The organism is Arthrobacter arnarulunnguaqae (assembly GCF_051262515.1).
In the GTDB taxonomy this organism is placed as follows: domain Bacteria; phylum Actinomycetota; class Actinomycetes; order Actinomycetales; family Micrococcaceae; genus Arthrobacter_N.
Genome location: NZ_JBIMER010000009.1, coordinates 55,589 through 79,269, shown reverse-complemented (window position 1 = coordinate 79,269; position 23,681 = coordinate 55,589). Strand labels below are relative to the sequence as shown.

General features: G+C 65.9%; 19 protein-coding genes. 6 read left to right on the top strand and 13 right to left on the bottom strand.

Going from position 1 to position 23,681, the window contains the following annotated elements:
* Positions 1–82 precede the first annotated feature (82 nt).
* The 8 genes from ACHAAJ_RS10200 to ACHAAJ_RS10165 form a co-directional block, all read right to left on the bottom strand.
* Complete coding sequence (locus ACHAAJ_RS10200; RefSeq protein WP_435728031.1) at positions 83–685, bottom strand: GNAT family N-acetyltransferase; 603 nt, start codon at positions 683–685, stop codon at positions 83–85.
* 37 nt (positions 686–722) lie between these two features.
* Positions 723–2,003, bottom strand: a complete 1,281-nt coding sequence (locus tag ACHAAJ_RS10195) for a M18 family aminopeptidase (RefSeq protein WP_435728030.1) — start codon at positions 2,001–2,003, stop codon at positions 723–725.
* The gene (locus ACHAAJ_RS10190; RefSeq protein WP_435728029.1) at positions 1,993–2,208 is read right to left on the bottom strand and encodes a hypothetical protein; all 216 of its coding nucleotides are present in this window, start codon (positions 2,206–2,208) and stop codon (positions 1,993–1,995) included. The genes ACHAAJ_RS10195 and ACHAAJ_RS10190 overlap by 11 nt, the downstream gene beginning before the upstream one ends.
* Before the next feature lie 10 nt (positions 2,209–2,218).
* On the bottom strand, positions 2,219–2,992 hold the full coding sequence (locus ACHAAJ_RS10185) for a response regulator (protein ID WP_435728028.1): 774 nt from the start codon (positions 2,990–2,992) through the stop codon (positions 2,219–2,221).
* On the bottom strand, positions 2,970–4,286 hold the full coding sequence (locus ACHAAJ_RS10180; RefSeq protein ID WP_435728027.1) for a sensor histidine kinase: 1,317 nt from the start codon (positions 4,284–4,286) through the stop codon (positions 2,970–2,972). The genes ACHAAJ_RS10185 and ACHAAJ_RS10180 overlap by 23 nt, the downstream gene beginning before the upstream one ends.
* A gap of 93 nt (positions 4,287–4,379) precedes the next feature.
* On the bottom strand, positions 4,380–5,198 hold the full coding sequence (locus tag ACHAAJ_RS10175; RefSeq protein WP_435728026.1) for an ABC transporter permease: 819 nt from the start codon (positions 5,196–5,198) through the stop codon (positions 4,380–4,382).
* On the bottom strand, positions 5,195–6,121 hold the full coding sequence (locus ACHAAJ_RS10170) for an ABC transporter ATP-binding protein (protein WP_435728025.1): 927 nt from the start codon (positions 6,119–6,121) through the stop codon (positions 5,195–5,197). The genes ACHAAJ_RS10175 and ACHAAJ_RS10170 overlap by 4 nt, the downstream gene beginning before the upstream one ends.
* 74 nt (positions 6,122–6,195) lie before the next feature.
* Positions 6,196–7,653: a glycosyltransferase family 87 protein gene (locus ACHAAJ_RS10165; protein WP_435728024.1), complete on the bottom strand. Its 1,458-nt coding sequence runs from the start codon at positions 7,651–7,653 to the stop codon at positions 6,196–6,198.
* A 229-nt stretch (positions 7,654–7,882) separates the two neighbouring features.
* On the opposite strand from ACHAAJ_RS10165, the gene ACHAAJ_RS10160 reads away from it, so the two are divergent.
* Positions 7,883–8,968, top strand: coding sequence for an inositol-3-phosphate synthase (locus ACHAAJ_RS10160; RefSeq protein WP_435728023.1), 1,086 nt, complete (start codon positions 7,883–7,885; stop codon positions 8,966–8,968).
* A gap of 93 nt (positions 8,969–9,061) precedes the next feature.
* Here the strand turns inward: ACHAAJ_RS10160 and ACHAAJ_RS10155 are convergent, their stop codons facing one another.
* The 3 genes from ACHAAJ_RS10155 to ACHAAJ_RS10145 all read right to left on the bottom strand — a co-directional run bounded on the left by ACHAAJ_RS10155 (position 9,062) and on the right by ACHAAJ_RS10145 (position 13,620).
* Complete coding sequence (locus ACHAAJ_RS10155; protein WP_435728022.1) at positions 9,062–10,747, bottom strand: formate--tetrahydrofolate ligase; 1,686 nt, start codon at positions 10,745–10,747, stop codon at positions 9,062–9,064.
* 834 nt (positions 10,748–11,581) lie between these two features.
* Positions 11,582–12,172 (bottom strand): histidine phosphatase family protein, encoded by a 591-nt coding sequence (locus ACHAAJ_RS10150; RefSeq protein WP_435728021.1) that lies wholly within the window; start codon positions 12,170–12,172, stop codon positions 11,582–11,584.
* Complete coding sequence (locus tag ACHAAJ_RS10145) at positions 12,169–13,620, bottom strand: CCA tRNA nucleotidyltransferase (protein WP_435728020.1); 1,452 nt, start codon at positions 13,618–13,620, stop codon at positions 12,169–12,171. The genes ACHAAJ_RS10150 and ACHAAJ_RS10145 overlap by 4 nt, the downstream gene beginning before the upstream one ends.
* A gap of 111 nt (positions 13,621–13,731) precedes the next feature.
* On the opposite strand from ACHAAJ_RS10145, the gene ACHAAJ_RS10140 reads away from it, so the two are divergent.
* The 5 genes from ACHAAJ_RS10140 (at position 13,732) to trxA (ending at position 19,249) form a co-directional block, all read left to right on the top strand.
* Complete coding sequence (locus ACHAAJ_RS10140; RefSeq protein ID WP_435728019.1) at positions 13,732–14,265, top strand: NUDIX hydrolase; 534 nt, start codon at positions 13,732–13,734, stop codon at positions 14,263–14,265.
* Positions 14,255–15,952, top strand: coding sequence for a murein biosynthesis integral membrane protein MurJ (gene murJ / locus ACHAAJ_RS10135; RefSeq protein WP_435728018.1), 1,698 nt, complete (start codon positions 14,255–14,257; stop codon positions 15,950–15,952). Before ACHAAJ_RS10140 ends, murJ begins: the two co-directional genes overlap by 11 nt.
* Positions 15,953–16,052: 100 nt before the next feature.
* On the top strand, positions 16,053–17,810 hold the full coding sequence (locus tag ACHAAJ_RS10130) for an ABC transporter substrate-binding protein (protein WP_435728017.1): 1,758 nt from the start codon (positions 16,053–16,055) through the stop codon (positions 17,808–17,810).
* 107 nt (positions 17,811–17,917) lie between these two features.
* Positions 17,918–18,898, top strand: coding sequence for a thioredoxin-disulfide reductase (gene trxB, locus ACHAAJ_RS10125; RefSeq protein WP_435728015.1), 981 nt, complete (start codon positions 17,918–17,920; stop codon positions 18,896–18,898).
* 27 nt (positions 18,899–18,925) lie between these two features.
* Complete coding sequence (gene trxA / locus ACHAAJ_RS10120; protein WP_435728013.1) at positions 18,926–19,249, top strand: thioredoxin; 324 nt, start codon at positions 18,926–18,928, stop codon at positions 19,247–19,249.
* A gap of 1,613 nt (positions 19,250–20,862) precedes the next feature.
* Here the strand turns inward: trxA and ACHAAJ_RS10115 are convergent.
* The gene (locus ACHAAJ_RS10115) at positions 20,863–22,011 is read right to left on the bottom strand and encodes a ParB/RepB/Spo0J family partition protein (RefSeq protein ID WP_435728074.1); all 1,149 of its coding nucleotides are present in this window, start codon (positions 22,009–22,011) and stop codon (positions 20,863–20,865) included.
* 490 nt (positions 22,012–22,501) lie between these two features.
* Positions 22,502–23,620 (bottom strand): ParA family protein, encoded by a 1,119-nt coding sequence (locus tag ACHAAJ_RS10110; protein ID WP_435728011.1) that lies wholly within the window; start codon positions 23,618–23,620, stop codon positions 22,502–22,504.
* Positions 23,621–23,681 lie beyond the last annotated feature (61 nt).

Genomic DNA, 23,681 nt, shown 5'->3' with positions numbered 1-23,681 from the left:
CCGTGCCGCCCGCACTCGGCCGCCGGTCGACTTGTGGATCGCGCCCGCCGCCCCCGGGCGTGTGGACGCCGAGTCCACCCGCCTAGGTTGCGTCAGCGTCCATCCAGTCCCGCAGCAGCACACACATGGTGATGACGTCGCTGCGCACGCCGTCGAACACGTGGGCGGCAAGCCGCCGGCCCTCGACGACGAACCCCGCCTTCTCGTAGGCCCGCAGCGCGCGCGGATTGAAGGCGTGGACCTCCAGCCCGATGCGGAACAGGTCCGTTTGCGTGAACACGTACTCCAGCAACAGCCGAACCGACGCCGTTCCGAGACCGCGGTCCCGTCCGCCCGGTCCCAGTAGGATCCGCAGTCCGCACGCCTGGTTCCGCGGCTCCCAGTCGTTGAGGACGATCTCCCCGAGGCAGGCGCCGGTGGCGGCATCGACGACGGCAAGATCCATGCGGTCCGGCTGGTCCGCCCGGGTCCGGTACCAGTCCAGCGTCTCGTCGTCGAGCACGCCCGTGGCCGCCTCTAGTTCCGCCGTGCTGTGCACGCTTCCGGTGAGGCGCAGCACCTCGGGATCGGCGAGGATCGGCCCCATCGCCCCGATGTCCGCCTCGGTGAACGGCCGCAACAGAAAACCCTGTCCGAGCAGGGTCGGCTTGTGCGTGAAGATCGTCTGACGCGTCGGTCCGGACATGTCCGCTCCCCCATCTACTTTGCCGCCGTTGGTGGTGTCAGTCCCGGAAGAAGGCCTCCGCGACCCTGGCCAGTCCCAGAGGGTCCTCGACGCCGCACATTTCCCGGGCCGAGTGCATGGAGAGCAAAGGGATGCCGACATCCAGCGTGCGGATGCCGAGACGCGTTGCGGTCAAGGGACCGATGGTCGAACCGCACGGCAGCGCGTTGTTGGAGACGAATTCCTGGTAGGGAACGCCGGCCACGCCGGATAGGCGGGACCACAGCGCGGCACCGTAGGCATCGGTCGTGTAGCGCTGGTTGGCATTGATCTTCAGTAGCGGCCCGCCGCCGGGCAGGGGCCGGTTGGCCGGGTCGTGCCGCTCGCCGTAGTTGGGGTGCACCGCGTGCCCCGCGTCGGCCGAGACGCACACCGAGTCCGCATAGGCCCGCGCGCGCTGGTCGGCACCGGCCCCGAGCCCGGCGGAAATCCGCTCCAGGACCTCCTGCAGCAACGGACCGCAGGCGCCGGAGCGCGACGCGGAACCGACCTCCTCGTGGTCGAACGCCGCCAGCACCGCAATGTGGTCTCCGTCCCCGGCCCGGCGGTGCGCCTCGAGCGCTGCCAGCGAAGCGTGCACGGACGAGAGGTTGTCCAACCTTCCCGAGGCGAAGAACTCGCCGTCGGCGCCGAAGACGGCGGGCGCCTGTGCGTCCGCGATGACGACGTCGTAGCCACCGATGTCTTCCGGCTCCAGCCCCGCGGAACCCGCCAGCACACCCAGGAGATCGGCATGTGAGGGATCGCCGAGTCCCCAGACGGGATTCATGTGCCGCTGCTTGTCCAGCGTCAGGCCGTCGTTGACATTGCGGTCCAGGTGGATGGCCAGTTGCGGAAAGCGCAGCAGCGCTCCGGTGCGGGCCAGGTGTTCCGTCCCGTCCCGCGCGACGAGCCGGCCCGCCAGGAGCAGTTCGCGGTCCAGCCAGGAGTTCAGCAGCGGTCCGCCATAGACCTCGACGCCCGCCTGCAGCCAGCCGTCGCGGCCCGTGGTCGGCTTGGGCTTGAGTTTGAAGGTCGGCGAGTCGGTGTGCGAGCCCAGGATGCGGAATCCGGTGGTGGGGCCGGCGCTTCCGGGTACCATCCACGCGACGACGGCGCCGTCGCGCACCGTGTAGCGCGCGCCCGGTGTTCCCTCCCAGGCCTCGCGCTCCGACACCCGCTCGAACCCGGCGGCGTCTAGCCGGCGCGCGGCCTCCTCGGCCGCGTGGAAGCTCGACGGCGAGGCCGAGACGTAGCGACCCAGGTCCTCGATGTGTTCCAGCGCGGCACTACTGGGCATGTCCGTCCTTCGGTCCTTGTCCGGGATGGTTTCGCGGGGCTCCGGGGCCCTGTCGATACCGGGCGAATGCCATGGCGGCCACGCCCACCACGATGCTACTCCAGCCCGCGGGCGCCCAGCCGAGCACCCAGAGGAGGAAGGCGCCGCCCGCCATGAGGATCACGGACAGCATGAACCAGGGGCTGCGGAGGAATTCGATGTCCACGCCGGTCCCCTTAGTAGTCCAGGCCCTGGGTGGGCACGACCAGGCCGGTTTCGTAGGCGTACACCACCGCCTGCACGCGGTCGCGCAGGTGCAGCTTCATCAGGATCCGCCGCACATGCGTCTTCACCGTGGCCTCCGACAGGAAGAAGCGGTGCGCGATTTCGGCGTTGGACAGTCCCTCGGCGATCGTTCCGAGGACCTCTAGTTCCCGCGGCGTCAGGTCCTGGAGCAGCGGGTCGCGTTCCGCCGCGACCGCCCGCGCGCCGGCGTCGTCACGCGTGGGCCCGCCATCGGCACCGGAGGCGCGCACGTAGGTTTCCAGGAGCCTCTGCGTGACCCGCGGCGCCACCACCGCGTCGCCGCTGGCGACCAGCCGGACGGCGCCGACGAGCTCGTCCGGTGCGACGTCTTTCAACAGGAACGCTGAGGCCCCGGCGCGCAGGCCCGCGAACGCATACTCGTCGAGATCGAACGTGGTCAGGATAATGATTCGGGCGTCCGCATTCGCGGCGGCGATGCGACGGGTGGCCTCGATGCCGTCCATTTTCGGCATCCGCACGTCCATCAGAACCACGTCCGGACTCAACAACGCCGCGCTGGCGACGCCCTCCTCGCCGTCACCCGCCTCTCCGACCACGCGGAGATCACCCTCCCCCTCGAGAATCAGCCGAAACCCCATGCGCAGCAGTGGCTGGTCGTCGACGAGCAGGATCCGGATAGGCCGACCCGATTCGGCCGGCGAGGCCTGAGCGGACCCGCCGTCAGCGTCCGTTTGCTTGGTCATCTTTCGGTTCCCCCTGGAAGGATCGTGGTGTGGTTTCGACGTCCGGGGCGGTCAGGATGGCGTGGACCACCCAACCGCCCCGCGGGCCGGGCCCCGCGTAGACGGACCCCCCGTAGATGGCGGTCCGCTCGGCGATGCCCTGGAGCCCCTGGCCGCTGCCGACGGTCTCGCGCGCCGATCCGGCCGACTGCCCGTCGTCGGCAACCTTGATGCGCACGGTTTGTCCGTCGCGCTCGATTCCGACGTCGACGCGGGTCACGTCCCGGCCGTAGCGCAAGACGTTGGTGAGCGACTCCTGGACGATCCGGTAGACGGTCAACTGCAGGGCGGCATCGTGGGGTAGCTCGGGGCCGGTATGACTCACGCGCAACGGGAGTCCGGCGACCCGGAACCCCTCGAGCATCTCGCGCAGCGAGGACGTGGCGGGCTGGGGCGACAGGGGCGCGTTGGAGCCGTCTCGCAGCACCCCGATCACCCGGCGCATGTCCGCCAGCGCGCTCCGGCCCGTGGAGGAGAGCTCGCACAGGACCCCGGCCGCCCTCTGGGGATCGCGTTTGAGCACGACGCCGGCGCCGTCGGACAGCGCGATCATCACGGACAGCGAGTGGGCGACCACGTCGTGCATCTCGCGTGCGATGCGGTTGCGTTCCGAGGTTTGGGCCAAGGCCTGGACGCGACGGGCCCAATTGGCCAACTCGGCGTCGTGCAGCCTGTTGTTGCGAACCATCGCTCCGACGGCGACCCAGGTGAGGTTGAGCGCGAGGATCAGCGCCGCGATGAATCCGAGCATCAGTGGCGTGCGCTCCTCGCCGGTGGGGACTGCGGCGGGTTCCAGACCCAGGAGAGTGGGATCGACCCACGCCATCAGCGTCATCGTCTCCATGGCGCTGATCAGGACGGCCAGTGGGAACATGCGCCTGGCAGTATATTTGGTGGCCGCGGTATAGAGGGCGATCCACAGCCCAACCCCCGCGGGACTCTCAATCGGGTTGGAGAAGAGCGCCACGGCCTCCAGCACAAACACCATGGCCAGCACCAGGAGAGACCGCCGGCGCCGGAACCACAGCACGATGGCGATGAGCACCGCACCTCCCATCTCGAGTGGGCGTGCTTCCGGCCCGGTGGCGACCATCGGCGTGACCGTGAGCGCCAGGTAACCCGCGCACACCAGGGCGTCCAGCACGCGGGGATGGTTCCTCAGGTAGTGCATGAGCGGTCCGCGGCGCCGTTGAGCGAGCTCGGCGAAGGTGGCGTCGGGGGTTCCCGAGCCTTCGTGAGGCCGCTCTGTGATCATGGTGCGAGCTTAGCTTTCGCGGTCGGCGATTGGTGGTGGGCCGCGGGGACGACGGCCGTTCGTTCCGTGTCCCCGCGGCGGGTCGGGGGGCCGCTACACGTCGCGGCGCTGGGCCACGATGCCGGCCACGGCCAAGGGGACGGCGGCCCACAGGCCGAGCACCAGCCCCGACTGCCACTTCTCCAGGGCGTCGGGCGCCGTCTGCGCCGCGAGGAGGTTGGTGTAGGCGGAGTCGGGGAAGAACCGCGCGGTCTTCGCGACGAGTTCCCCCGGAAGCAGGGCGAAGGCGATCGGAGCCACGAACGTCAACCCGGCCAGTGTCACGATGCCGCCGGCGGAGTTCCGCAGCAGCGAGCCGAGGGCGAAGCCGATCAACGAGATGGCGCCCACGTAGGCGGCGGATACCCACAGGCTCCGCTGGAACCCCTCCGACGCGAAGTCCAAGGGGATCCCGTAGTGATCCGTGATGGGGCCGATGGCCAGATACGCAATCAGGATGGACACCGCGGCGACCAGGAACGAAACAGCGGCCACCAGCAGGGCCTTGGCCAGGAACACCGGATAGCGCTTGGGAACCGCCGCGTAGGTGGCCCGCGACATGCCCGTCGCGAATTCGGAACTCATCACCAGAACGGCCAGCGATCCCATGATCAACTGGGCAAAGACCACTCCGCCGGCAGCGACGCTGTCCGCGGCGGCCTGGACCTCGTCCGCTCCCGCGGCCATGTCCGCGTTGCCCGGCGCGTTCTCGAAGAACGAACCGATCGCCCAGGCGTTGAGGGCCGCGAAGCCCACCATCACTGCCATCGTGCACAGGATGAGCACCGGCGTGGACGGCACGGACGTGAACTTGATGGTCTCCGACCTGAGGACCCGGAAGAAACTCGTGTTGCGCACCATCGTCTCTGTCATGGTTGCGCCTGCTTTCCCGCGGTTCCGGAGTGGTACTCGACCTCGTCCTTGGTCAGATCCATGTACGCGTCCTCAAGGGAGACCACCAGCGGCGTGAGTTCGTAGACCAGGATCCCGCGGTCAAGGGCGCGACCGGCGATGTCCCGCGGAGGGATGCCCGTGACCTCGAGCGTGTCGCCTCCGACGAGCGTGACTTGGACGCCCGGAGCGGCGAGCGCCCTAAAGAGCTCGTCCGGTTGCTCGGTCTTGACGCGGCTGCGTGCGGAATCCCGCCCATTCAGGATCTCCGCCATCGGGGCGTCCGCGAGGATGCGTCCGCGGCCGATCACGATCAGGTGGTCCGCGGTCACCGCCATCTCGCTCATGAGATGCGAGGACAGGAACACGGTGCGGCCCTCGGCCGCGAGGCCGCGCGCCAGGTTGCGAACCCAAAGGACCCCCTCGGGATCGAGCCCATTGACGGGTTCGTCCAGAATGAGTGTCTGCGGGTCCCCCAACAGGGCCGCGGCGATGCCCAGCCGTTGGCCCATTCCCAGCGAAAAACCACCCACGCGCTTGCGTGCGACGGCACCGAGACCGGTCAATTCGATCACCTCGTCCACGCGGCGGTCCGGGATGGAGTGCGTCGCGGCCAGGACCCGGAGGTGGTTCCTGGCGCTGCGTGATTTGTGCACCGCCTTGGCCTCGAGCAGGGCCCCGACCTCCCGTAGAGGGGCAGCGTGTTCGGCAAAGCGCTTTCCGTTGACGGTAACCTGGCCGGACGTGGGCCGGTCGAGTCCCATCGCCATGCGCATCGTGGTGGATTTCCCCGCGCCGTTTGGCCCCAGGAATCCAGTGACGCGGCCGGGCTCGACGCTGAAGCTTATGCCATCCACGGCATGCTTTGCGCCGTAGGACTTGGCTAGGGAGCTCGCCTGGATCATGTTCCCAGACTACGGAGGTCGCCGCGCGCGGGAGCCGCCCCTGCGGATGATCTTCGGTGGGCCGCCCTACGCCTTCAGGAGTAGTTCCCTACTCTGCGCCCGGCCAAGAGCGCCCGGAGGCCGCCGTCGGGAAGCCCGGCGAAGGGTCCCGCTTGCGGATCGTCCTGGCCGACGCGTCGGACCGGATCGAATTCGGGGTGCATCATGCTGTGCGCGACGCAGTACATGATATATGCCGTTGCCAACATATGGGCGACGACGGCGTAGACGTAAAACGCCTCGGGGAACGTATTCTGTGGCTGGATGTCCGCGGTGGAGGCGTAGAGGTACATCCAGATCGCCCAAAAGTGGAGCACTTCGACCAGCTGCCAGAGGAGAAAGTCGCGCCATCTGGGCCAGGCCAGCGCCGCCAAGGGAATGAGCCACACCACGAACTGGGGCGAATACACCTTGTTGAACAGGACGAACGCGGCAACGGTCAGGAACAGTAATTGCGCCATCCGGGGGCGCCGCGGCGCCGTGAGGCCAAGTACCGCAATGCCCGCGCAACTGGCGGCGAAGAGCCAGAAGCCGGCCGAGTTGATCGTGTCCGCACCCAGGTTCGGCACACCGGGCAGGACCCCGGCGGCCACGTTCCACGCGTGCCACAGGGAGGACAACCCCGCCTCGCGCTCGCGTGTGAATCGGAGGAAATGCAGCCACGCATCGAAGTTGGTGAGCATGAACGGAAGATTCACGGCCAACCACGACGCCGCGGCCCCGCCCGCGGTCACGACCAGTGGCTTGACGCGGCCCGTCCGCAACGCGAGGACGAGTACGGCACCGATGAACAGGATGGGATACAGCTTCATGGCGACCCCGAGCCCCACCAGCACGCCCGCGAGGAAGGACTCGTTGCGCGCGAAGGCCAGCAGGGCAAGCGCCAACAGGGCCACGGCCCACATGTCCCAGTTGATGCTCGACGCAAGGATGATTCCGGGCGCCACCGCCACCATCGCGGCGTCCCACGGTCGTCTGCCGGCGCTTCGAGCGGTGGCCAGCACCGTCACGATCCACAGCAGGAAAACGAAGAACAGGTTGATGTCGAAGTACGCGAGGGTCCGGTCGTACTCGCCCGGAACCACCAGAAAGGCCGTGAGGCTGGCGACGACGGACATCAGCACGGGGTATTCGAATTGCGCCCCCGCCGCGAACGGCGCAAACGCGTTCTCCGCGAACCCCCGAGCGTGGAACAGGGCGGGCCAGTCGGAATAGCAGGCCCAGATGTACGGGTTCGATCCGCCCCACCCCAGCGTCCGGCACATGTTCTTGGCCAGTACCGCCACGACTGCGGCGACCACGGTCAGCAACACCAGCACCCGCTCGACAGTCCAGAACCCCGGGGAGACGCGGCCCGGGTCGGCGTGGCGACCCAGCGGGCCGCCGATAACCTCGACGAGGCGGCGGAGCAGCGGATCGTTGCGGCTGGGCACCGTGATGCGCACAGGCCCGAGGGACGGCCGGTGCCCTGGATCCTTGGGTGGTTGCGCCATGTGTTTCAGCCTACGTTGCGCGCGGGTCCCAACCGTATCCCGAGGCATCACGTCGGCACCGGCGGACGGAGTTGCTCCCCGGTAGCGGCAGGACACGGAGTGCCGCCCGTCTGAATGCGCTTTTGTCGCACCTCCAAGGAATAAAAGTTGGGGATCCGTTCATTTAGACTCGTGAAGGCTTTAACGCGGCCCCCGGCCGCGTTTCATGAATTTCTGCTGAGGAGTCACATTGTCGGGAAACCCCATTCGGGTCGCAATAATCGGCGTGGGAAACTGCGCCACGTCACTGGTTCAGGGCGTCGAGTACTACAGGAACGCCGACCCGGACGCGACGATCCCTGGCCTGATGCACGTCCAGTTCGGCAAGTATCACGTCAACGACGTCCAGTTCGTTGCGGCGTTCGATGTCGATGCGAAGAAGGTGGGCCTCGATCTGTCCGAGGCGATCCTCGCCAGCGAAAACAACACCATCAAGATCGCGGACGTCCCCCCCACCGGTGTGACCGTCCAGCGCGGCCACACCCTCGACGGCCTCGGGAAGTACTACCGCGAGACCATCGTTGAGTCCGACTCCGAGCCCGTCGACATGGTCGCCGCCCTCAAGGAGTCCCGCGCCGACGTCCTGGTCTGCTATCTCCCCGTCGGCTCCGACGCCGCCGCCAAGTTCTACGCCCAGTGCGCCATCGACGCCGGCGTCGCGTTCGTCAACGCCTTGCCGGTCTTCATCGCCGGAACCAAGGAATGGGCCGACAAGTTCACCGCCGCCGGCGTCCCGATCGTCGGCGACGACATCAAGTCCCAAATCGGAGCGACCATCACCCATCGGGTCATGGCAAAGCTTTTCGAGGACCGCGGCGTGACGCTGGACCGCACATACCAGCTCAACGTCGGCGGCAACATGGACTTCAAGAACATGCTCGAGCGCGACCGACTCGAGTCCAAGAAGATCTCCAAGACCCAGGCCGTCACCTCCAACACCTCGGCCAGGCTCGGGGCCGACGACGTCCACATCGGCCCGTCCGACTACGTCGCGTGGCTGGATGACCGCAAGTGGGCGTTCGTTCGTCTCGAGGGCCGCAATTTCGGCGACGCCCCCGTCTCCCTCGAGTACAAGCTCGAGGTCTGGGACTCCCCGAACTCCGCCGGCGTGATCATCGACGCAGTCCGCGCCGCGAAGATCGCCCTGGACCGCGGCATCGGCGGCCCGATCCTCTCCGCATCCTCCTACTTCATGAAGTCCCCGCCCGAGCAGTACAACGACGACATCGCCCACGAGAAGGTCGAGGCCTTCATCCGCGGCGACATCGAACGCTAGGAACCGTAGCCGCGATCCCCGCGCCCCTCAGCTAAAGGGGTGCGGGGTCGGGTTGGCCAAGTCCGCCAAGACCCCCGTCTCGTCGGGTGCGTCCTAGAAGAGTCCGGCCACGTTTCCGTCGGCGTCCACGTCCATGCGCATGGCCGCGGGAACCTTGGGCAACCCCGGCATGGTCATCACCGTCCCCGTGAGGGCAACGATGAAGCCGGCACCCGTCTTGGGGATCAGGTCCCGGACGTGCACGGTGAAGCCGTCGGGCGCACCGAGCAAGGCCGGGTTGTCGGAGAACGAATACTGCGTTTTCGCCATGCACACCGGAAGGGAGTCCCAGCCGTTGGCACGGATCTCCTCCAGCCGACGCCTGGCTTGGACGGAGAATTCGACGCTGGCCCCGCCGTAGATGTCCCGCACAATCGTGGCGATCTTCTCCTCCACGCCCAGTTCCAAGGGATACAGGTGCCGGAAATCGGTGGGTCGTTCGATCGCCGCGAGTACCTTCGCCGCCAGTTCGGCGCCGCCGGCGCCGCCCGACGCCCACACGTCCGCAACGGCTGCCTCCACGCCGTGTCCTGCGCACCAGTCCAACACCAGCGACAGCTCCTCTTCGGTGTCGCTGTGGAAGCGGTTCAGCGCCACGACGGGCGCGATGCCAAACTTCCGGACGTTGCGGACATGGCGTTCGAGGTTGGCGAGCCCGGCGTGTACCGCCTCCGGGTCCGGGTTGGCCAGGCCGTCCTTCGAAACGCCACCGTGCATCTTCAGCGCCCGGATCGTGGCGACAAGCACGACGGCGGAGGGCTCGCATCCCGCGCAGCGCGCCTTGATGTCCATGAACTTCTCCGCGCCGAGGTCCGCGCCGAACCCGGCCTCGGTTACCACGATGTCCGCCAGATTCCGCGCGGTGTTGGTGGCGATCACGGAATTGCAGCCGTGCGCGATGTTGGCGAACGGCCCGCCGTGGACCAGCGCCGCAGTGCCGGCGATGGTCTGAACGAGGTTCGGCTTGATGGCGTCCTTGAGGAGCATCGCCATGGCGCCCTGCGCACCGAGATCCGCGACGGTGATCGGCCGCCGGTCGTAGCCGTAGCCCACCGTCATCCGGGCCAGCCGCTCCTTGAGGTCCGCGAGGTCCGCCGCCAGGCAGAACACCGCCATGACCTCGGAGGCCACGGTGATGTCGAAGCCGTCTTCCCGGGGAACGCCCTCGCTGGGGCCGCCGAGTCCGATCACGATGGACCGCAGCGCCCTGTCGTTCATGTCCATGACCCGGCGGAACGTGATCCGCCGCGGATCGATCCCGAGTTCGTTGCCCTGGTGGATGTGGTTGTCCACGAGCGCCATCAACAGGTTGTTGGCGCTGGTGATGGCGTGGAAATCTCCGGTGAAGTGTGTGTTGATGTCCTCCATGGGCAGCACCTGGGAGTATCCGCCCCCGGTGGCGCCGCCCTTCATGCCGAAGATGGGTCCCAGCGAGGGTTCGCGAAGCGCGATCATGGTGCTGCGGCCGGCCCGCGCCAACGCATCCCCGAGCCCGACCGTGACCGTGGACTTCCCCTCGCCCGCCGGCGTCGGGGACATGGCGCTCACCAGAACTACCTTGCCCGGCGCGGCGTCCCGCGGCAGCAGCGCGCCGACGTCGATCTTGGCCTTGTGTCGACCGTAGGGCTCCAGCGCGTCCTCGGGAATGCCGGCCGCCGCGGCGATCTCCGCGATGGGCCGGAGCGTGGCGCGGCCGGCGATGGCGAGGTCGCTTTGGTCGGTGGATGACGTCGTCGTCATGGGATCACTTGGCCTTCTCGGCTTGTGGCCGCGTCGGTTCTCGGCCGCCCTATCGGCCGCCGTGGAAACCAAGCTATCTTAAGCGGCAAAACCCGCCGGTGAAGCCGGCGGGCTTTGCGGTCGGTAAGTGGAAATTGGCCATTCGTCCTCCTGTGGCGGGCCGCTCATCTGGCCGGCTGGGCCGGCTGCGTGCCCTACCGGATGCGGAAGAGCATCTCCAGGGGAAACTGTGCCTCGGTGCGTTGGCGCGGCTCCGGATTGAACCGGGTGGTGCGCTCCTGGCGTGGATCTCGGCGATCCTTGCGCATTCCTCTCACCTCCCTTCGCGACGGCGGGGGGACAGGGTCCGCACGGGGACCGTGCGGTTCGCCGGCCTGGGGCTGAGTACGTCCGGACCGGAGAAGATGAACTCGGCGGAACGCGCCGGGGTCGGCGAATTGGTGCTGGTTTTTGCGGACATCGCTGCTCTTCCTGGGGAACCTCTGAGGCGGGAGGCCTCGGGAGCAGCGTCTTCGGCAGACGGCCGGTGTGCGCTTAGCGGAGCGCTGTTCCAGAGGCGGGGGCGATTGCACGGGCTCGGTGGCCGGTGCCGGCCGGAGTGCTAAACACTCCTCTGAATTCCATTTCAGTAATCACGAATCCCACCTCCTTTTAGGTGAACAGGCCGGCTAACCGGCTCCAATATTGTCCGCTGATCGAGAGCTCGCATTGAGTTTTCTCAATCACCGATTTCAAGCTACACAGTACGACGCCGGAAAGCCACCGTCTGCGCCGAATTTTCTCAGCTTGTTGAGATACCAACCGGCGCGTCGCGTACGACACGCCGTGCCCGAGTCAGATCCCCCAGGCCTCCACGGCGGGCGACCGCTTGTCCCAGCCCAGCCGGCACAGTTGCGCCGTACCCAAGACGAAGTGCCGTCCGTAGCTCGCGTCCAGGCCGAGCCAGCGCGCGGTCAACACGCGGCTGAAATGGCCGTGGGACACCAGCAGCGCGTCTCCGCCCGAGTGGAGCTCGGTGCGCACGCGGTCGATCACGCTGTCCGCGCGGGCCCCGACCTGTTCCAGGGTCTCGCCGTTGGGCACGCCGTTGTCCCAGATGAGGTACGCGGGATCCTCGGCGCGCACGTCCGCGGAGTTCACGCCCTCATAGTCCCCGTAGTCCCATTCGTGAGCCCAGGGCACCTGGTCCGCGTCGGGAAAGCCGGCGAGTTCCGCCGTACGACGCGCCCGCTGGAGCGGGCTGGTCATCACCAGGCCGAAGTTGGTTCCCGCCTCGCGGACCGCCGCCAGCTTCCGCCCCGTTTCGAGGGCCTGCACCTCCCCTTCGGCCGTGAGGGGCAAATCCGTCAGGCCCGTGTACTGGCCGCTGCGCGACCACTCGGTCTCGCCGTGGCGCACTAGCCAGAGGCGGGGAAGTTCGATCATGACTGGGTCTCCTCGGTTGATGATTCGGGTTGCTGCAGCCACCACGCCGTGAGCGCCGCCTCGGCGGCCGCCCGGTCCATGGGTCCATTGTCGAGCCGCAGTTCAAGCAGGTACCGGTAGGCGCATCCCACCACGGGCCCCGGGGAGATCCCCAGAATGCCCATGATCGCCTGGCCGTCCAGATCCGGCCGGATGGCTTCCATCTCCTCCCGCTCCGCCAATTCGGCGATGCGGTGTTCGAGGTCGTCGTACGCGAAGGCGAGGCGCTCGGCCTTGCGCCGGTTGCGCGTGGTCACGTCCGATCGGGTCAGCCGGTGCAGCCGTTCGAGCAGGGGTCCGGCGTCCGTGACGTACCGGCGCACCGCGGAGTCGGACCATCCGGCCTCGCCGTAGCCGTAGAAGCGCATGTGAAGCTCCACGAGCCGTGCCACCGACTTGATGGTCTCGTTGTCGAAGCGCAGGGCGCGCATCCGCTTCTTGACCAGCTTGGCGCCGATCGCGTCGTGGTGCCGGAAGGTGACCGCGCCGGAGGGTTCGAAGCGCCGCGTCGCCGGCTTGCCGACGTCGTGCAGCAAGGACGCGAAGCGTAGCACGAAGTCGGGGGCCGGCGCGGGACCGTCCGGTCCGGTCTCGAGTTCGGTGGCCTGCTCGAGTACCTGGAGCGAGTGCTGGTAGACGTCCTTGTGGCGGTGGTGCTCGTCCACCTCCAGCTTGAGCGCGGAGACCTCGGGCAGGACCCGGTCGGCCAGGCCGGTCTCCACGAGCAGGTCGATCCCGGTGCGCGGATCGGCGCCGCAGACCAGCTTGACGAGTTCGTCCCGGACCCGCTCAGCGGAGATGATGTCGATTCGTGCGGCCATGTCCGTCATGGCCTGGCTGACCTCGGGAGCGACCGCGACGCGCAACTGGGAGGCGAACCGCGCGGCGCGCATCATTCGCAGCGGGTCGTCGGAGAAGGACGACGACGGGGCGCCGGGTGTCCTGACGACGCCGGCGGCGAGGTCTTCGTACCCGCCGAACGGATCGACGAGCTCGAGCGAGGGAAGGCGCAGGGCCATGGCGTTCATCGTGAAGTCGCGCCGGTATAGGTCGTCGCTCAGCGAGGTGCCGAAGGCGACGGCCGGTTTGCGGGAATCGGCGTCATACGCGTCCGCACGATAGGTCGTGACTTCAATGGTGTCGTTGCCCTTCCGCAGCGCAATGGTCCCGAAGGCACGCCCGACCTCCCATGTGGCGTCGGCCCATCCGGCGACCGCCGCGAGGGTCTGGTCCGGGTCCGCGTCCGTCGTGAAATCCAGGTCCGGCGAGACCCTGCCCAGGAACAGGTCCCTCACGGGTCCGCCGACGAGCGAGAGCTCGTGTCCGGCGTCGGTGAAGCGGCGCGCCAGGTCGAAGACGACGGGAGGCAGGAGCGCGGTGAGCGCAGTCGGGTCTGGAAGCTGCTGCATAGTGCTTTAACCCTGCCAGACTTTCACCCGTTCGGCCTGCTCGGGGCCGTGTTGCCTCTCCGCGCGTGGGGACAACACGGTGCCGCGCGAAACATAGATAGAGTGGAGCGCATGGCCCATCCAGTTCCCAGCGCCCCGAAGCGCACGCCGTTGACTGCGTCAATGGCGCACGCGCAGCCGCAGCCGGGACACCACGCGCTCCCCACCGTCGAGGAGGTTTCCTCCGGTGGGGTCATTGTGGACACCTCCAAGCCAAAGCTGCCCGTGGCGATCATCGCGCGCTACAACAGGGGCGGCCGCCTGGAATGGTGTCTTCCCAAGGGCCACCCGGAGGGCCGGGAAACGAACGAGGAAGCCGCCGTCCGCGAGGTCGAGGAGGAAACCGGCATCGCCGGGCGCGTCTTGGCACCGCTGGGGAGCATCGACTACTGGTTCACCGTCACCAGCTACCGCGTGCACAAGACGGTGCACCACTTCCTGTTGCGGGCCACCGGCGGGGAACTGACCATCGACAACGATCCGGACCATGAGGCCGTCGACGTCGCGTGGGTCCCCATCGCGGAGCTCGGCAAGCGTCTGTCCTTCCCCAACGAGCGCCGCATCGCCGACCTCGCGCGGGAAGTCCTTCCACAGCATGTCGACTAGCAAGACCCCCACGGCCTCCGGCGGGCACTCGAGGGCCTATGCGCTGATGGCGTCCGGTACGCTCGTCTCGCGGATCCTCGGCTTCGTGCGGACGGCGCTGCTCGCCGTCGCGATCGGCTCCATCACGACCGTTGCCGACGTCTTCGAAAAAGCCAACATCATCCCCACGATCATCTTCATGCTGCTCGCGGGCGGCATCTTCAACGTGGTGCTGGTGCCTCAGCTGATCAAGGCGTCCAAGAAAGCGGACCGTGGCTCCGACTACACCAGCCGGCTCATCACGCTAACGGTGGTGGTGATGGCCGGGTTCGCCGTCCTGTTGACCCTGCTCGCCGGGCCCATCATCACGCTACTCACCAAGGGTTGGACGCCTTCCATGCTGGCCCTGGGCACGGCGTTCGCCTACTGGAGCCTGCCGCAGGTCTTTTTCTACGGCGTCTACGCCGTGGTGGGCCAGGTGCTCAACGCCCACGGTCGTTTCGGAGCCTACATGTGGGCCCCGGTGGTTAACAATGTGGTGCAGATAGCCGTGATCGGCACCTACATGGCCCTCTTCGGCGCCTATGGCGGCACCGACGATCCCTTCGCCTCCTGGACACGGCAACAGACGCTGCTGCTGGCCGGCGGGTCGACGCTCGGGATAGCGCTCCAGGCGCTCGTGCTGTTCCTTCCGCTGGCCCGGATGGGACTGCACATCCGCCCGAGATTCGGGTGGCGCGGCATGGGGCTTCGCCACGTGGGGCGCCTCGCCGTCTGGACGCTGGTTTCGATGACGGTCGGCAACGTCGCGTCTCTGGCCTACGCACGCCTGGTCTCCAGTGCGACGCCGGCCCGTGCGGCCCTGGACTCGGGCGGCGCCTCGGTGGCGGGCGAGTACGCGCTGAACACCTCGCAGCTCATCACCGTGCTGCCGCACTCGATTTTCGCGCTGTCGCTGGCCACGGTCCTGTTCAACGAATTGTCGCGGTCCTTCGCGGACGGCGATCGCGAGGCGATCGGGCCCCTGCTCTCGCGCGGACTACGGACGACTGCGGTGCCGGTTGTCTTCGCCTCGGTGGCGTTCATCGTCCTGGCCGGCCCCGTGGGCAGGATCTTCGGCGGAACGGGCAGCACGGCCGCGGCTGCGGGCGCAGCGATCGGCCAGCTCGTGGTCCTGACGGCCCTGGGGCTTCCGTTCAAGAGCATCCATTTCTTCCTCATCCGGGTGTTCTTCGCCGAGGAGGACACCAAGACGCCGATGCTGATCCAGACGACCATCGCCGCCGTCGGACTCGCCGCCGCGTACACCATGGCTGCATTCCTGCCCGCGACGCGGATCGCCGTGGGCATCGCCCTGTTGTACGGCCTGACGAACGTCCTGTCCGCCGTGCTCGCCCACGTCCTCGTGGTGCGCCGGTACGGCGACTACGGAACGTCCGAGGTGGCCGGCACCTACATCCGGATCGGCTGGATGGCGGCGGCGGCCGGCGCAGTGGGGGCGGCGGTCCTTTGGCTGATGGGAGGCTACAGCGACGGCTACCCCTGGGACGGCATTCCGAACGCCGTGGTGAGCATCGCCGTCGTCGGTTCGGTCATGCTGGTAGTCTTCCTGCTGCTGTTGCGGGCCGCGCGCCTACCGGAGCTGGAGGAGTTCCTGGGCCCACTGGCCCGCCGAATTCCGGATCTGGGACGCCTTTCGCGCCGATAGGGACCATGGCTTCGTGGGTCGCGGCGCGCGCACCGGTAGCATGGTATGAGCAACTGAGACGGGTGCAACCGCACCCACCATCCAATCCCGGGAGTCAATAGTGTCGCAGCCCATCGATGTCGGAACAGTTCTCGGCGGCCGTTACAAGGTCTCCGGCGTGGTTCTGGCCTCCGCTGACGGCGACGTGGTCCTGGACGGGACCGATCAGGTTCTCAACCGCGAGGTCAGCATCCTGGTGGCATCCGCGGAGAACGCCAGCCAGGTGGCCACCAGCGCCCGCGAGATCGCCACGGGGGAACGCTATGGCGCCATGCAGGTCCTGGACCTCGGCATCTCCGACGGCACCACCTACCTGATCACGAACACCGCGGCGCCCGCGGACCTGCTGGACCTCGTAATTCAGCGCGACGAACCCTTCGTGGAGCCGTTCTACACCGACACCCTCGGTTCCGAGATCTTCGGCGAGTCGCGCTCCATGGAGCCGCACGTCTACGAGGACGACGACGAGTACTACGAGGAACTGCGCGCCCAGGAGCAGAACCGTCCGGGCATGATCGACCGGCTCCCCGAAATCAACCTCACGGACCGCCTGTCCGGCTTCAAATCCCGTTTCGCCAAGGGCCGGAACGCGCCGGGCTCGGGCGACGACGCGGCAACGGGTGGTGCGGCCGCAGGCGGGGCGGCCGGTGCCGCTGGAGCGAGCGCCGCGGCGGCGGCGAACGCCACGGCTTCCGGTGCCGGCGCGGCAGGCGCCGCCGACCCCGCCGCGCGTGTTCCCCCGCGGCCCACGGAGGCCCCGCGCTCCGCCGCGGATTCGTCCCCTGCCGACCATGGCGCGGCGACGCAGGCGCAGCCCGAGGCCCCCCAGCCCCCCGCCGCGGCCCACCCGACGTCCTCCAAGGTTTCGATTTACGACGCCGACGACTTCGCTGCCGACGAGGCGCCAAGTCACCGGCACGAACCACGCGACGACACCAACACCCCGCCAACGGCCGGGACGGCTGCCGCCAGTGCAGCTGGTGCCGCCGGCGTTGGTGCCGGTGCCGGTGCGCCGGGCTCACCCCCCGCGGAGGACGGCGGCCTGCGCAAGGCGTCCGTTTTTCCCGCCGGGGCCCGCTCTTTCCAGGATCCGGCCGAGACTGCGGATTATGCGGACGACGAATACGAGGACGCTTCCTCCGGCGGCAGGAAGGGCACGCGCCTTCTGGTTGGCGCGGTGTTGGCGATTCTGTTGATCGTCGCGGTGGTGTTCGCCTTCAACAACCTCGGTCCCGGTGAGGAACCCGGGCCGGTGGCCGGCACCAGTTCCGCGCCGGCCGCAAGCGAGGACGAGAACGAAGGCGGATCCGCGGAGTCCAGCGCCGCCCCCGAATCGTCCGAAGCCCCCGTGGTGGAACCCCGTATAACCGGTCTCTCGCGTCTGGTTCCGGGTAACCAGGCGCTGAATGCGGAAACCGATGCGACTCTCGTCAACGCGATCGACGGGAGCCAGGGCAGCATGTACCGGTCGTATTCGTTCACGCAGCCGCAGTTTGGCGGGTTCGCGTCGAACATGGTTTTGGTGGTGGAGCTCGAGGAGGAGTCCGACGTTTCGTCGGTGGAGTTGTCGGGGCTTAACGGCACCGGCGGCGCATTCGAGATCCGGATCGGCGACACCAACGACCTCGGATCAGCGCGGGAAATCACCTCGGGCTCCTTTACCGGACCGACCGTCACCGTTCCCGTCGCGGGTGACGACGGGGGTCCCGCCAAGGCCCAGTATGTGTTCATCAACGTCACGGAGCTTCCTCGTCTGGCGTCCGGCTCCAACAACTCGCGGCCATACGGCCTACAGGTCGCGGAGATCAAAGTCTCCTAGACACCGGCCGGGAATACCGGCATGCCTTGGCTCGTTGTGCAGGGCAGACTCGATCACCGATCCGGAGGGCACCATGCTCCCTGGACCTACAGAGAGGTTCACCGAGCGTGGCCACTGAGACTACCAATGACATCCGCGACGTCATCATCGTCGGTTCCGGACCCGCGGGATACACGGCCGCCGTGTACACCGCCCGCGCCAATCTTTCCCCCTTGGTCATCGCGGGTTCCGTGACCGCCGGCGGCGAACTCATGAACACCACGGACGTGGAGAATTTCCCGGGCTTCCGCGACGGGATCATGGGGCCGGATCTCATGGACAACATGCAGGCCCAGGCCGAGCGTTTCGGCGCCGAGATCCTGTTCGAGGACGTCGCCTCCGCCGCGTTGGGCGGCGAGGTAAAGACCGTCGTTCTGGCCAATGGGGACACGTACCGCGCCCACAGCATCATCGTCTCCACCGGGTCCGCGTATCGCGAACTCGGTGTGCCGGACGAGAAGCGTCTGTCGGGCCACGGCGTGTCCTGGTGCGCCACGTGCGACGGCTTCTTCTTCCGGGACCAGGAAATCGCCGTCGTCGGAGGTGGCGACTCGGCCATGGAGGAGGCTCTGTTCCTCACGAAGTTCGCCTCGAAGGTGACCGTCGTTCACCGCCGGGACACGCTTCGGGCGTCGAAGATCATGGCGGACCGGGCGCTCGCGCACCCGAAGATCGAGTTCGTATGGAACACCGGTGTGGAGGGCTTCGAGGGCGATGCGAAGGTCACGGCCATCAAACTGCGCAACCTCGTCGATGGGACGGCGTCCAAGCTCCCCGTGACCGGCGTGTTCGTCGCCATCGGCAACGATCCACGAACCGAGCTCGTCAAGGGCCAGTTGGACCTGACGGCGGAGGGGACCATCGCCGTCGAGGGGCGTACATCCAAGACCAACATCCCCGGTGTCTTTGCCGCGGGCGACGTCATCGATCCCACATACCGTCAAGCGGTCACTGCTGCCGGTTCGGGTTGCGTAGCCGCCCTGGACGTCGAGCATTTCCTTTCCGATCTCCACTCCTCCCAGACAGAGACAGCCGGCGCAAGCCTGTAGTCGAACCAACCAGAAAGGGCCATGCACATGAGCCACGCCAAGGACGTATCCGACGCCACTTTCCAGACCGATGTCCTCGATTCCGCGAAGCCGGTACTCGTGGACTTCTGGGCAGAATGGTGCGGCCCGTGCCGCCAGCTGTCCCCGATCCTCGATCAGATTGCCGCAGAGCATGCGGAAAAGATCGAGGTCGTGAAGGTCAATGTTGACGACAACCCGGCCATCGCCGCGAAGTACGGCATCACCAGCATTCCGGCCGTCTTCGTGTTCCAAGGCGGCGAGCACGTCGCCAGTTCGATCGGAGCGAAGCCAAAGCAAGTCATCGAACAGGAATTCGCGGCCTACCTCTAATCCGTGAAATTGCTTCTGGACCCAAACGTCCGGAGGAAGGGTCCATACCGGAGCAACCGGTGTGGACCCTTTCTGCGTCGAGGTGCTTTTGCCGGGTCCAGAGACCTGGCTCTGCCCGGGCAGACGCCCTGTCAGCAAACTAACCACGTATTACAAACGTTTTGGTTTGTTCTCTAACTATATTCCGCTCACGGACGTTGCGCCGAGGCAGTGATACTTGTCATCAAGCTACGGCCGGACCACCCGCCGCCACGGACGCCAGTTCCTCGCGTCTCGCTTCGCGCTGACCATATAGCTCGAGCTTTTTGATAGACCCTGAGTCCGCGCCGGCCTGCACCGCGGCATTGAGACTCCGCTTCGAATGCGATTGTTCTGCTCACGCATGCGCCATTCACCCGAGCCATTACGGCAGTACAAAACCTCGGTCGGTATCGCAACCTGCGATTGACTCCGTGCCGGGGATCGGTGGATCTTCGAAACCCCTCACCGCTGGATCATATGGTTTCACGTGAAACACGGGAAGGCATGGGGTTCAGAATCCAGGAACGGCGGGTTCGAGGGGACCCGTTTTTGGGAGATCACCGCGTCTCCACACTCGATCAATGAAGCGCCTGGATACGAGACGCACTTCTCTAGCAGACTAGGAAAAGCACATGGGCGGCAAAGCATCGAGTGAGCACCGCTACTCGACGGAGCGCGGTCTGGTACTTTGCAGCCACAACGCCCAACCGTCGTGGAAGGCGAGCATGGACGCATCGCACAACAAGGCGCCTTTGATTTCAATGGTCGCTTGTACTTACCCGCTCAAAGCATCACAACACGGTAACCGCTTGCCCGCCATCGTCCGTGCGCGCGATCACGACGCTTCCAACGCGCAATGTGCCCTGACCTCTACGCTATACGCGGCGATCAATGGAGCGTTCAAAACGTGTAACGCGATGGAAGCTGCGACGGTTTCACGTGAAACACGGGTGTCCCGCGGCATCAGGGGGGACCGCTGTACTCTGGCCAGATCACGGATGCACCGAGCAGTCGTCCCAACCGACTGATCTGATGCAAAGACGCCCATCGTGAACAGGAGTCCCTCGAGGCTGTCATCTAGAACTATAGTCTTCGTCTCGAGTTAGAAGTTCGCAGAGTGTTTAGCGTGGAGAACGGCACAAAAACACGCATTCGCGCCGTCGGCCACGCCTACTTTGACCCAAGGACGGCGTCACCGCAAAAGATTCTCGGAGATTCGTCGATAGTTTCACGTGAAACACAACGCCATGACGCGCGGGGTCGCGACTTTCGAATATCGCCGTGTTTCAAGTGATGCAATACCGGATTGTAGGCCAAATCAAGTCTGTGTGGGGGCCGGACGCGACACCGAGCAAACTAAGTCTGTGAAGACCATAACCATGGTTAACCAGACTCTTGAACTACAAGCTTGGTATGTGCGGTCATCATCCCTAACAAATTCATGAGACGCCCGGATCAAAGTGGGCGGACTGTCCAGGCGCGGATCCCGCTGACGGGTATTCTCGGACCAAACGCCGAAGACGAACCGGTTACGAATCGGTGGGAGTGTTTCACGTGAAACACACCCACCGATTCGCTCTCTTGTTGATCGTTCAGTTGGGCGAACCGGGAGAAATGACGCCCATGATGCGGTTCAAGTCGTCGACGCTGGCGAATTCGATGCTGACGCGGCCCTTTTTTGCCCCCAACGTGATCTTTACGCTGGTGTCCAAGCGATCTGAGAGTGACGTAGCCAAAAAATCCAGGCGCTCGTGACGAGCCGTCGTCCGCGGCGACGATTCCTTGGCCGGCCGACGGAGTCCATCGCTGAGCGCGACGATCTCTTCGGTGGCCCTGACAGAGAGCCCCTCATTCACGATACGTTGAGCAAGCCGTTCCATATCGCCCACATCGGCCAGCGCGAGGAGTGCGCGCGCGTGTCCAGCGCTCAAGACTCCCGCTGCAACACGTCGCTGCACCAGTGCCGGCAGTTTCATGAGACGTATCGTATTGGAAATCTGTGGTCGCGACCGACCAATCCGCTCCGATAACTCGTCCTGGGTGCATCCAAATTCCTGCAAAAGCTGCTGATACGCTGCCGCTTCCTCAAGCGGATTCAACTGGGAACGGTGGAGGTTCTCCAACAAAGCGTCGCGGAGAAGATCCATGTCCGTGGTGGCACGGATAATGGCCGGTATCGTTGTGAGGCCAGCCTCCTGGGTTGCTCTCCAACGACGTTCACCCATGACCAGTTCATAAGCTGCATCGCCGCCTTCAGGGGACGGGCGGACTACGATCGGCTGAAGCAGGCCCACTTCCTTGATGGAGTGGACAAGCTCTGCCATATCCTCCTGGTCGAAGTCCGTGCGAGGTTGCTTCCGATTCGGGTGGATTTTGTCCACCGGGATCTCGGCAAAGGAAGCGCCCGGAACGGCGACGAGTGTTTCACGTGAAACTTCCGAGTCGCTCGAACGATCGGCTTCCTCCGCAGATGAAGTCCGCGCACTGTCCTCGGAAGGCCCAGAAATGCCCGCAGTCGTCTCGTGGACTGCTGACGAATCAACTTCAGATCGTGACCGTGCACCGTCGGAACCACGTCCACGCACTTCGCCGATGAAGTCCGGCATTTGAGGACGCTTTCCAGTTGCCTTTGTCCGCGGTGAACGGGTTTCGGCGCGCGCGTCATCGCCAGCGCCGTTGCTAGCTGCTGGCTTCTCGTTTGTCAGTGAATCTCCGGCGGACTTACCCGGCGTAAAGAACATATCCACCGGACGCGTCTTGCGATCAGCAGATTTCCCTCCGCTGGCCGTCGGAGCTTGGAATTTAGAATCGGCAGCTGCATTCAGGGCAGGTTTGCGCTCAGATGCCCTCGTGACCTCCACAGGAGACTCATCGGAGATGGCGCCGACATCGGCCCCCTCAGACCACGTTGAGCCCATCCTGGGCGTGCCAGAGGCCCGAGAGTCGCCAATGGGTTCCGACTCGGTGCGTAGCGTTTCACGTGAAACGGATTGGGCTTCGGCCGTCGAGTCGCCTCCGGCCACAGCGTGCACTGAACGATCCGCGGTACCTCCGTCCGAAACTTCAGACGCCTCGCCGCTGCTGGGTGCACTGGAGATCAAAGCTCCTAAGCCGCGCCCCAAACCCCGTCGCTTTTCCGCCATGTGACTTCCTCTCGGCGATGTGCCCGTATTGCCGGGCGTGAATGCTCGAGAACGAGTCTACTTGGCGCAATGCGTCGTTACGCGGAGGCTAGGCGCGTTCCGCAATCTCCGTGGCTGCCTCGAGATAGGAAAGCGCGCCTGTTGAGTTGCGATCGTAGGTCATAACGGTCTGTTGGTAGCTGGGCGCCTCGGAAATCCGGACGCTCCTGGGAATCAGGGCTCCAAGTACCTGCTTCGGGAAATGCTCTCGCACCTCGGCTGCCACCTGGGACGCCAGATTGGTCCTGCCGTCGTACATGGTGAGAAGAATGGTCGAAACAACCAGATCCGCGTTCAAATGCTTCTGGATCATCTCGATGTTCTTCAGTAGTTGGCTCAACCCCTCCAAAGCGTAGTACTCGCACTGAATGGGGATGAGCACTTCTCGAGCGGCGACGAACGCGTTGACGGTAAGCAGCCCCAAGCTTGGGGGACAATCCACAAAAACGTAATCCAGCCGGGGCAGGTCGTTTTCTTCGCGGTACTTGGCGTACTGGTCCAGGGCGCGCCGCAACCGCTGCTCGCGGGCAACGAGTGAAACCAACTCGATCTCCGCGCCTGCCAAATGGATGGTGGCCGGCGCAACGACCAAGTTGTCAACGTCCGGACAAGCCGCCACTACTTCGGCTAGGGGAACGTCGTTGATGAGCACATCGTAGATGCTGTCGACCTCGGCGTGGTGTTCGATCCCCAACGCGGTTGACGCATTGCCCTGCGGGTCGATATCAACGACGAGAACATTCAGACCAGCGGAGGCAAGGGCCGCGGCGATGTTCACCGTGGTGGTTGTTTTGCCGACCCCGCCCTTCTGGTTACTGACCGTGAAGTAGCGTGTTTCATCCGGGCTGGGCAGCGTACGGCCGCTCAGGCGTTCGCGTCGCTTGTTTTCGCTAGCCAGTTCACTGGCCAGCGGTGTGCTGTCGTCAATGGTGTCCATAACGTTCTGAACCGGTGCCTCTGCTCGAGCCTGAACTGCTTCTTGCGACCGTACGGGGTCTTCGTGCGCGACGACTGTCGCCGACTGCGTGGTCTCCTGACCAGTCGTTTCACGTGAAACGGTGTCTTCACCAGCATTTGCAACCTTTTCGGGTTGTACCGAAGTCCTGACGGTCGTCGACGAACGAAAGAGTGCTGCAAACGGCGGGATCTTGCTTCCCGAGCTCTTCACTACTCCTCCTCCTCGACGCACTGCATGGCGCATCGGCCACCAGTACAGACTATCGGTTCGA

Coding starts and splice junctions, on each gene's coding strand:
- ACHAAJ_RS10200 (WP_435728031.1), bottom strand. CDS start 685: ATGTCCGGACCGACGCGTCAGACGATCTTCACGCACAAGCCGACCCTG.
- ACHAAJ_RS10170 (WP_435728025.1), bottom strand. CDS start 6,121: ATGATCCAGGCGAGCTCCCTAGCCAAGTCCTACGGCGCAAAGCATGCC.
- ACHAAJ_RS10155 (WP_435728022.1), bottom strand. CDS start 10,747: ATGACGACGACGTCATCCACCGACCAAAGCGACCTCGCCATCGCCGGC.
- ACHAAJ_RS10195 (WP_435728030.1), bottom strand. CDS start 2,003: ATGCCCAGTAGTGCCGCGCTGGAACACATCGAGGACCTGGGTCGCTAC.
- ACHAAJ_RS10180 (WP_435728027.1), bottom strand. CDS start 4,286: ATGATCACAGAGCGGCCTCACGAAGGCTCGGGAACCCCCGACGCCACC.
- trxA (WP_435728013.1), top strand. CDS start 18,926: ATGAGCCACGCCAAGGACGTATCCGACGCCACTTTCCAGACCGATGTC.
- ACHAAJ_RS10175 (WP_435728026.1), bottom strand. CDS start 5,198: ATGACAGAGACGATGGTGCGCAACACGAGTTTCTTCCGGGTCCTCAGG.
- ACHAAJ_RS10185 (WP_435728028.1), bottom strand. CDS start 2,992: ATGACCAAGCAAACGGACGCTGACGGCGGGTCCGCTCAGGCCTCGCCG.
- ACHAAJ_RS10115 (WP_435728074.1), bottom strand. CDS start 22,011: ATGTTCTTTACGCCGGGTAAGTCCGCCGGAGATTCACTGACAAACGAG.
- ACHAAJ_RS10140 (WP_435728019.1), top strand. CDS start 13,732: ATGGCCCATCCAGTTCCCAGCGCCCCGAAGCGCACGCCGTTGACTGCG.
- murJ (WP_435728018.1), top strand. CDS start 14,255: ATGTCGACTAGCAAGACCCCCACGGCCTCCGGCGGGCACTCGAGGGCC.
- ACHAAJ_RS10145 (WP_435728020.1), bottom strand. CDS start 13,620: ATGCAGCAGCTTCCAGACCCGACTGCGCTCACCGCGCTCCTGCCTCCC.
- ACHAAJ_RS10150 (WP_435728021.1), bottom strand. CDS start 12,172: ATGATCGAACTTCCCCGCCTCTGGCTAGTGCGCCACGGCGAGACCGAG.
- ACHAAJ_RS10165 (WP_435728024.1), bottom strand. CDS start 7,653: ATGGCGCAACCACCCAAGGATCCAGGGCACCGGCCGTCCCTCGGGCCT.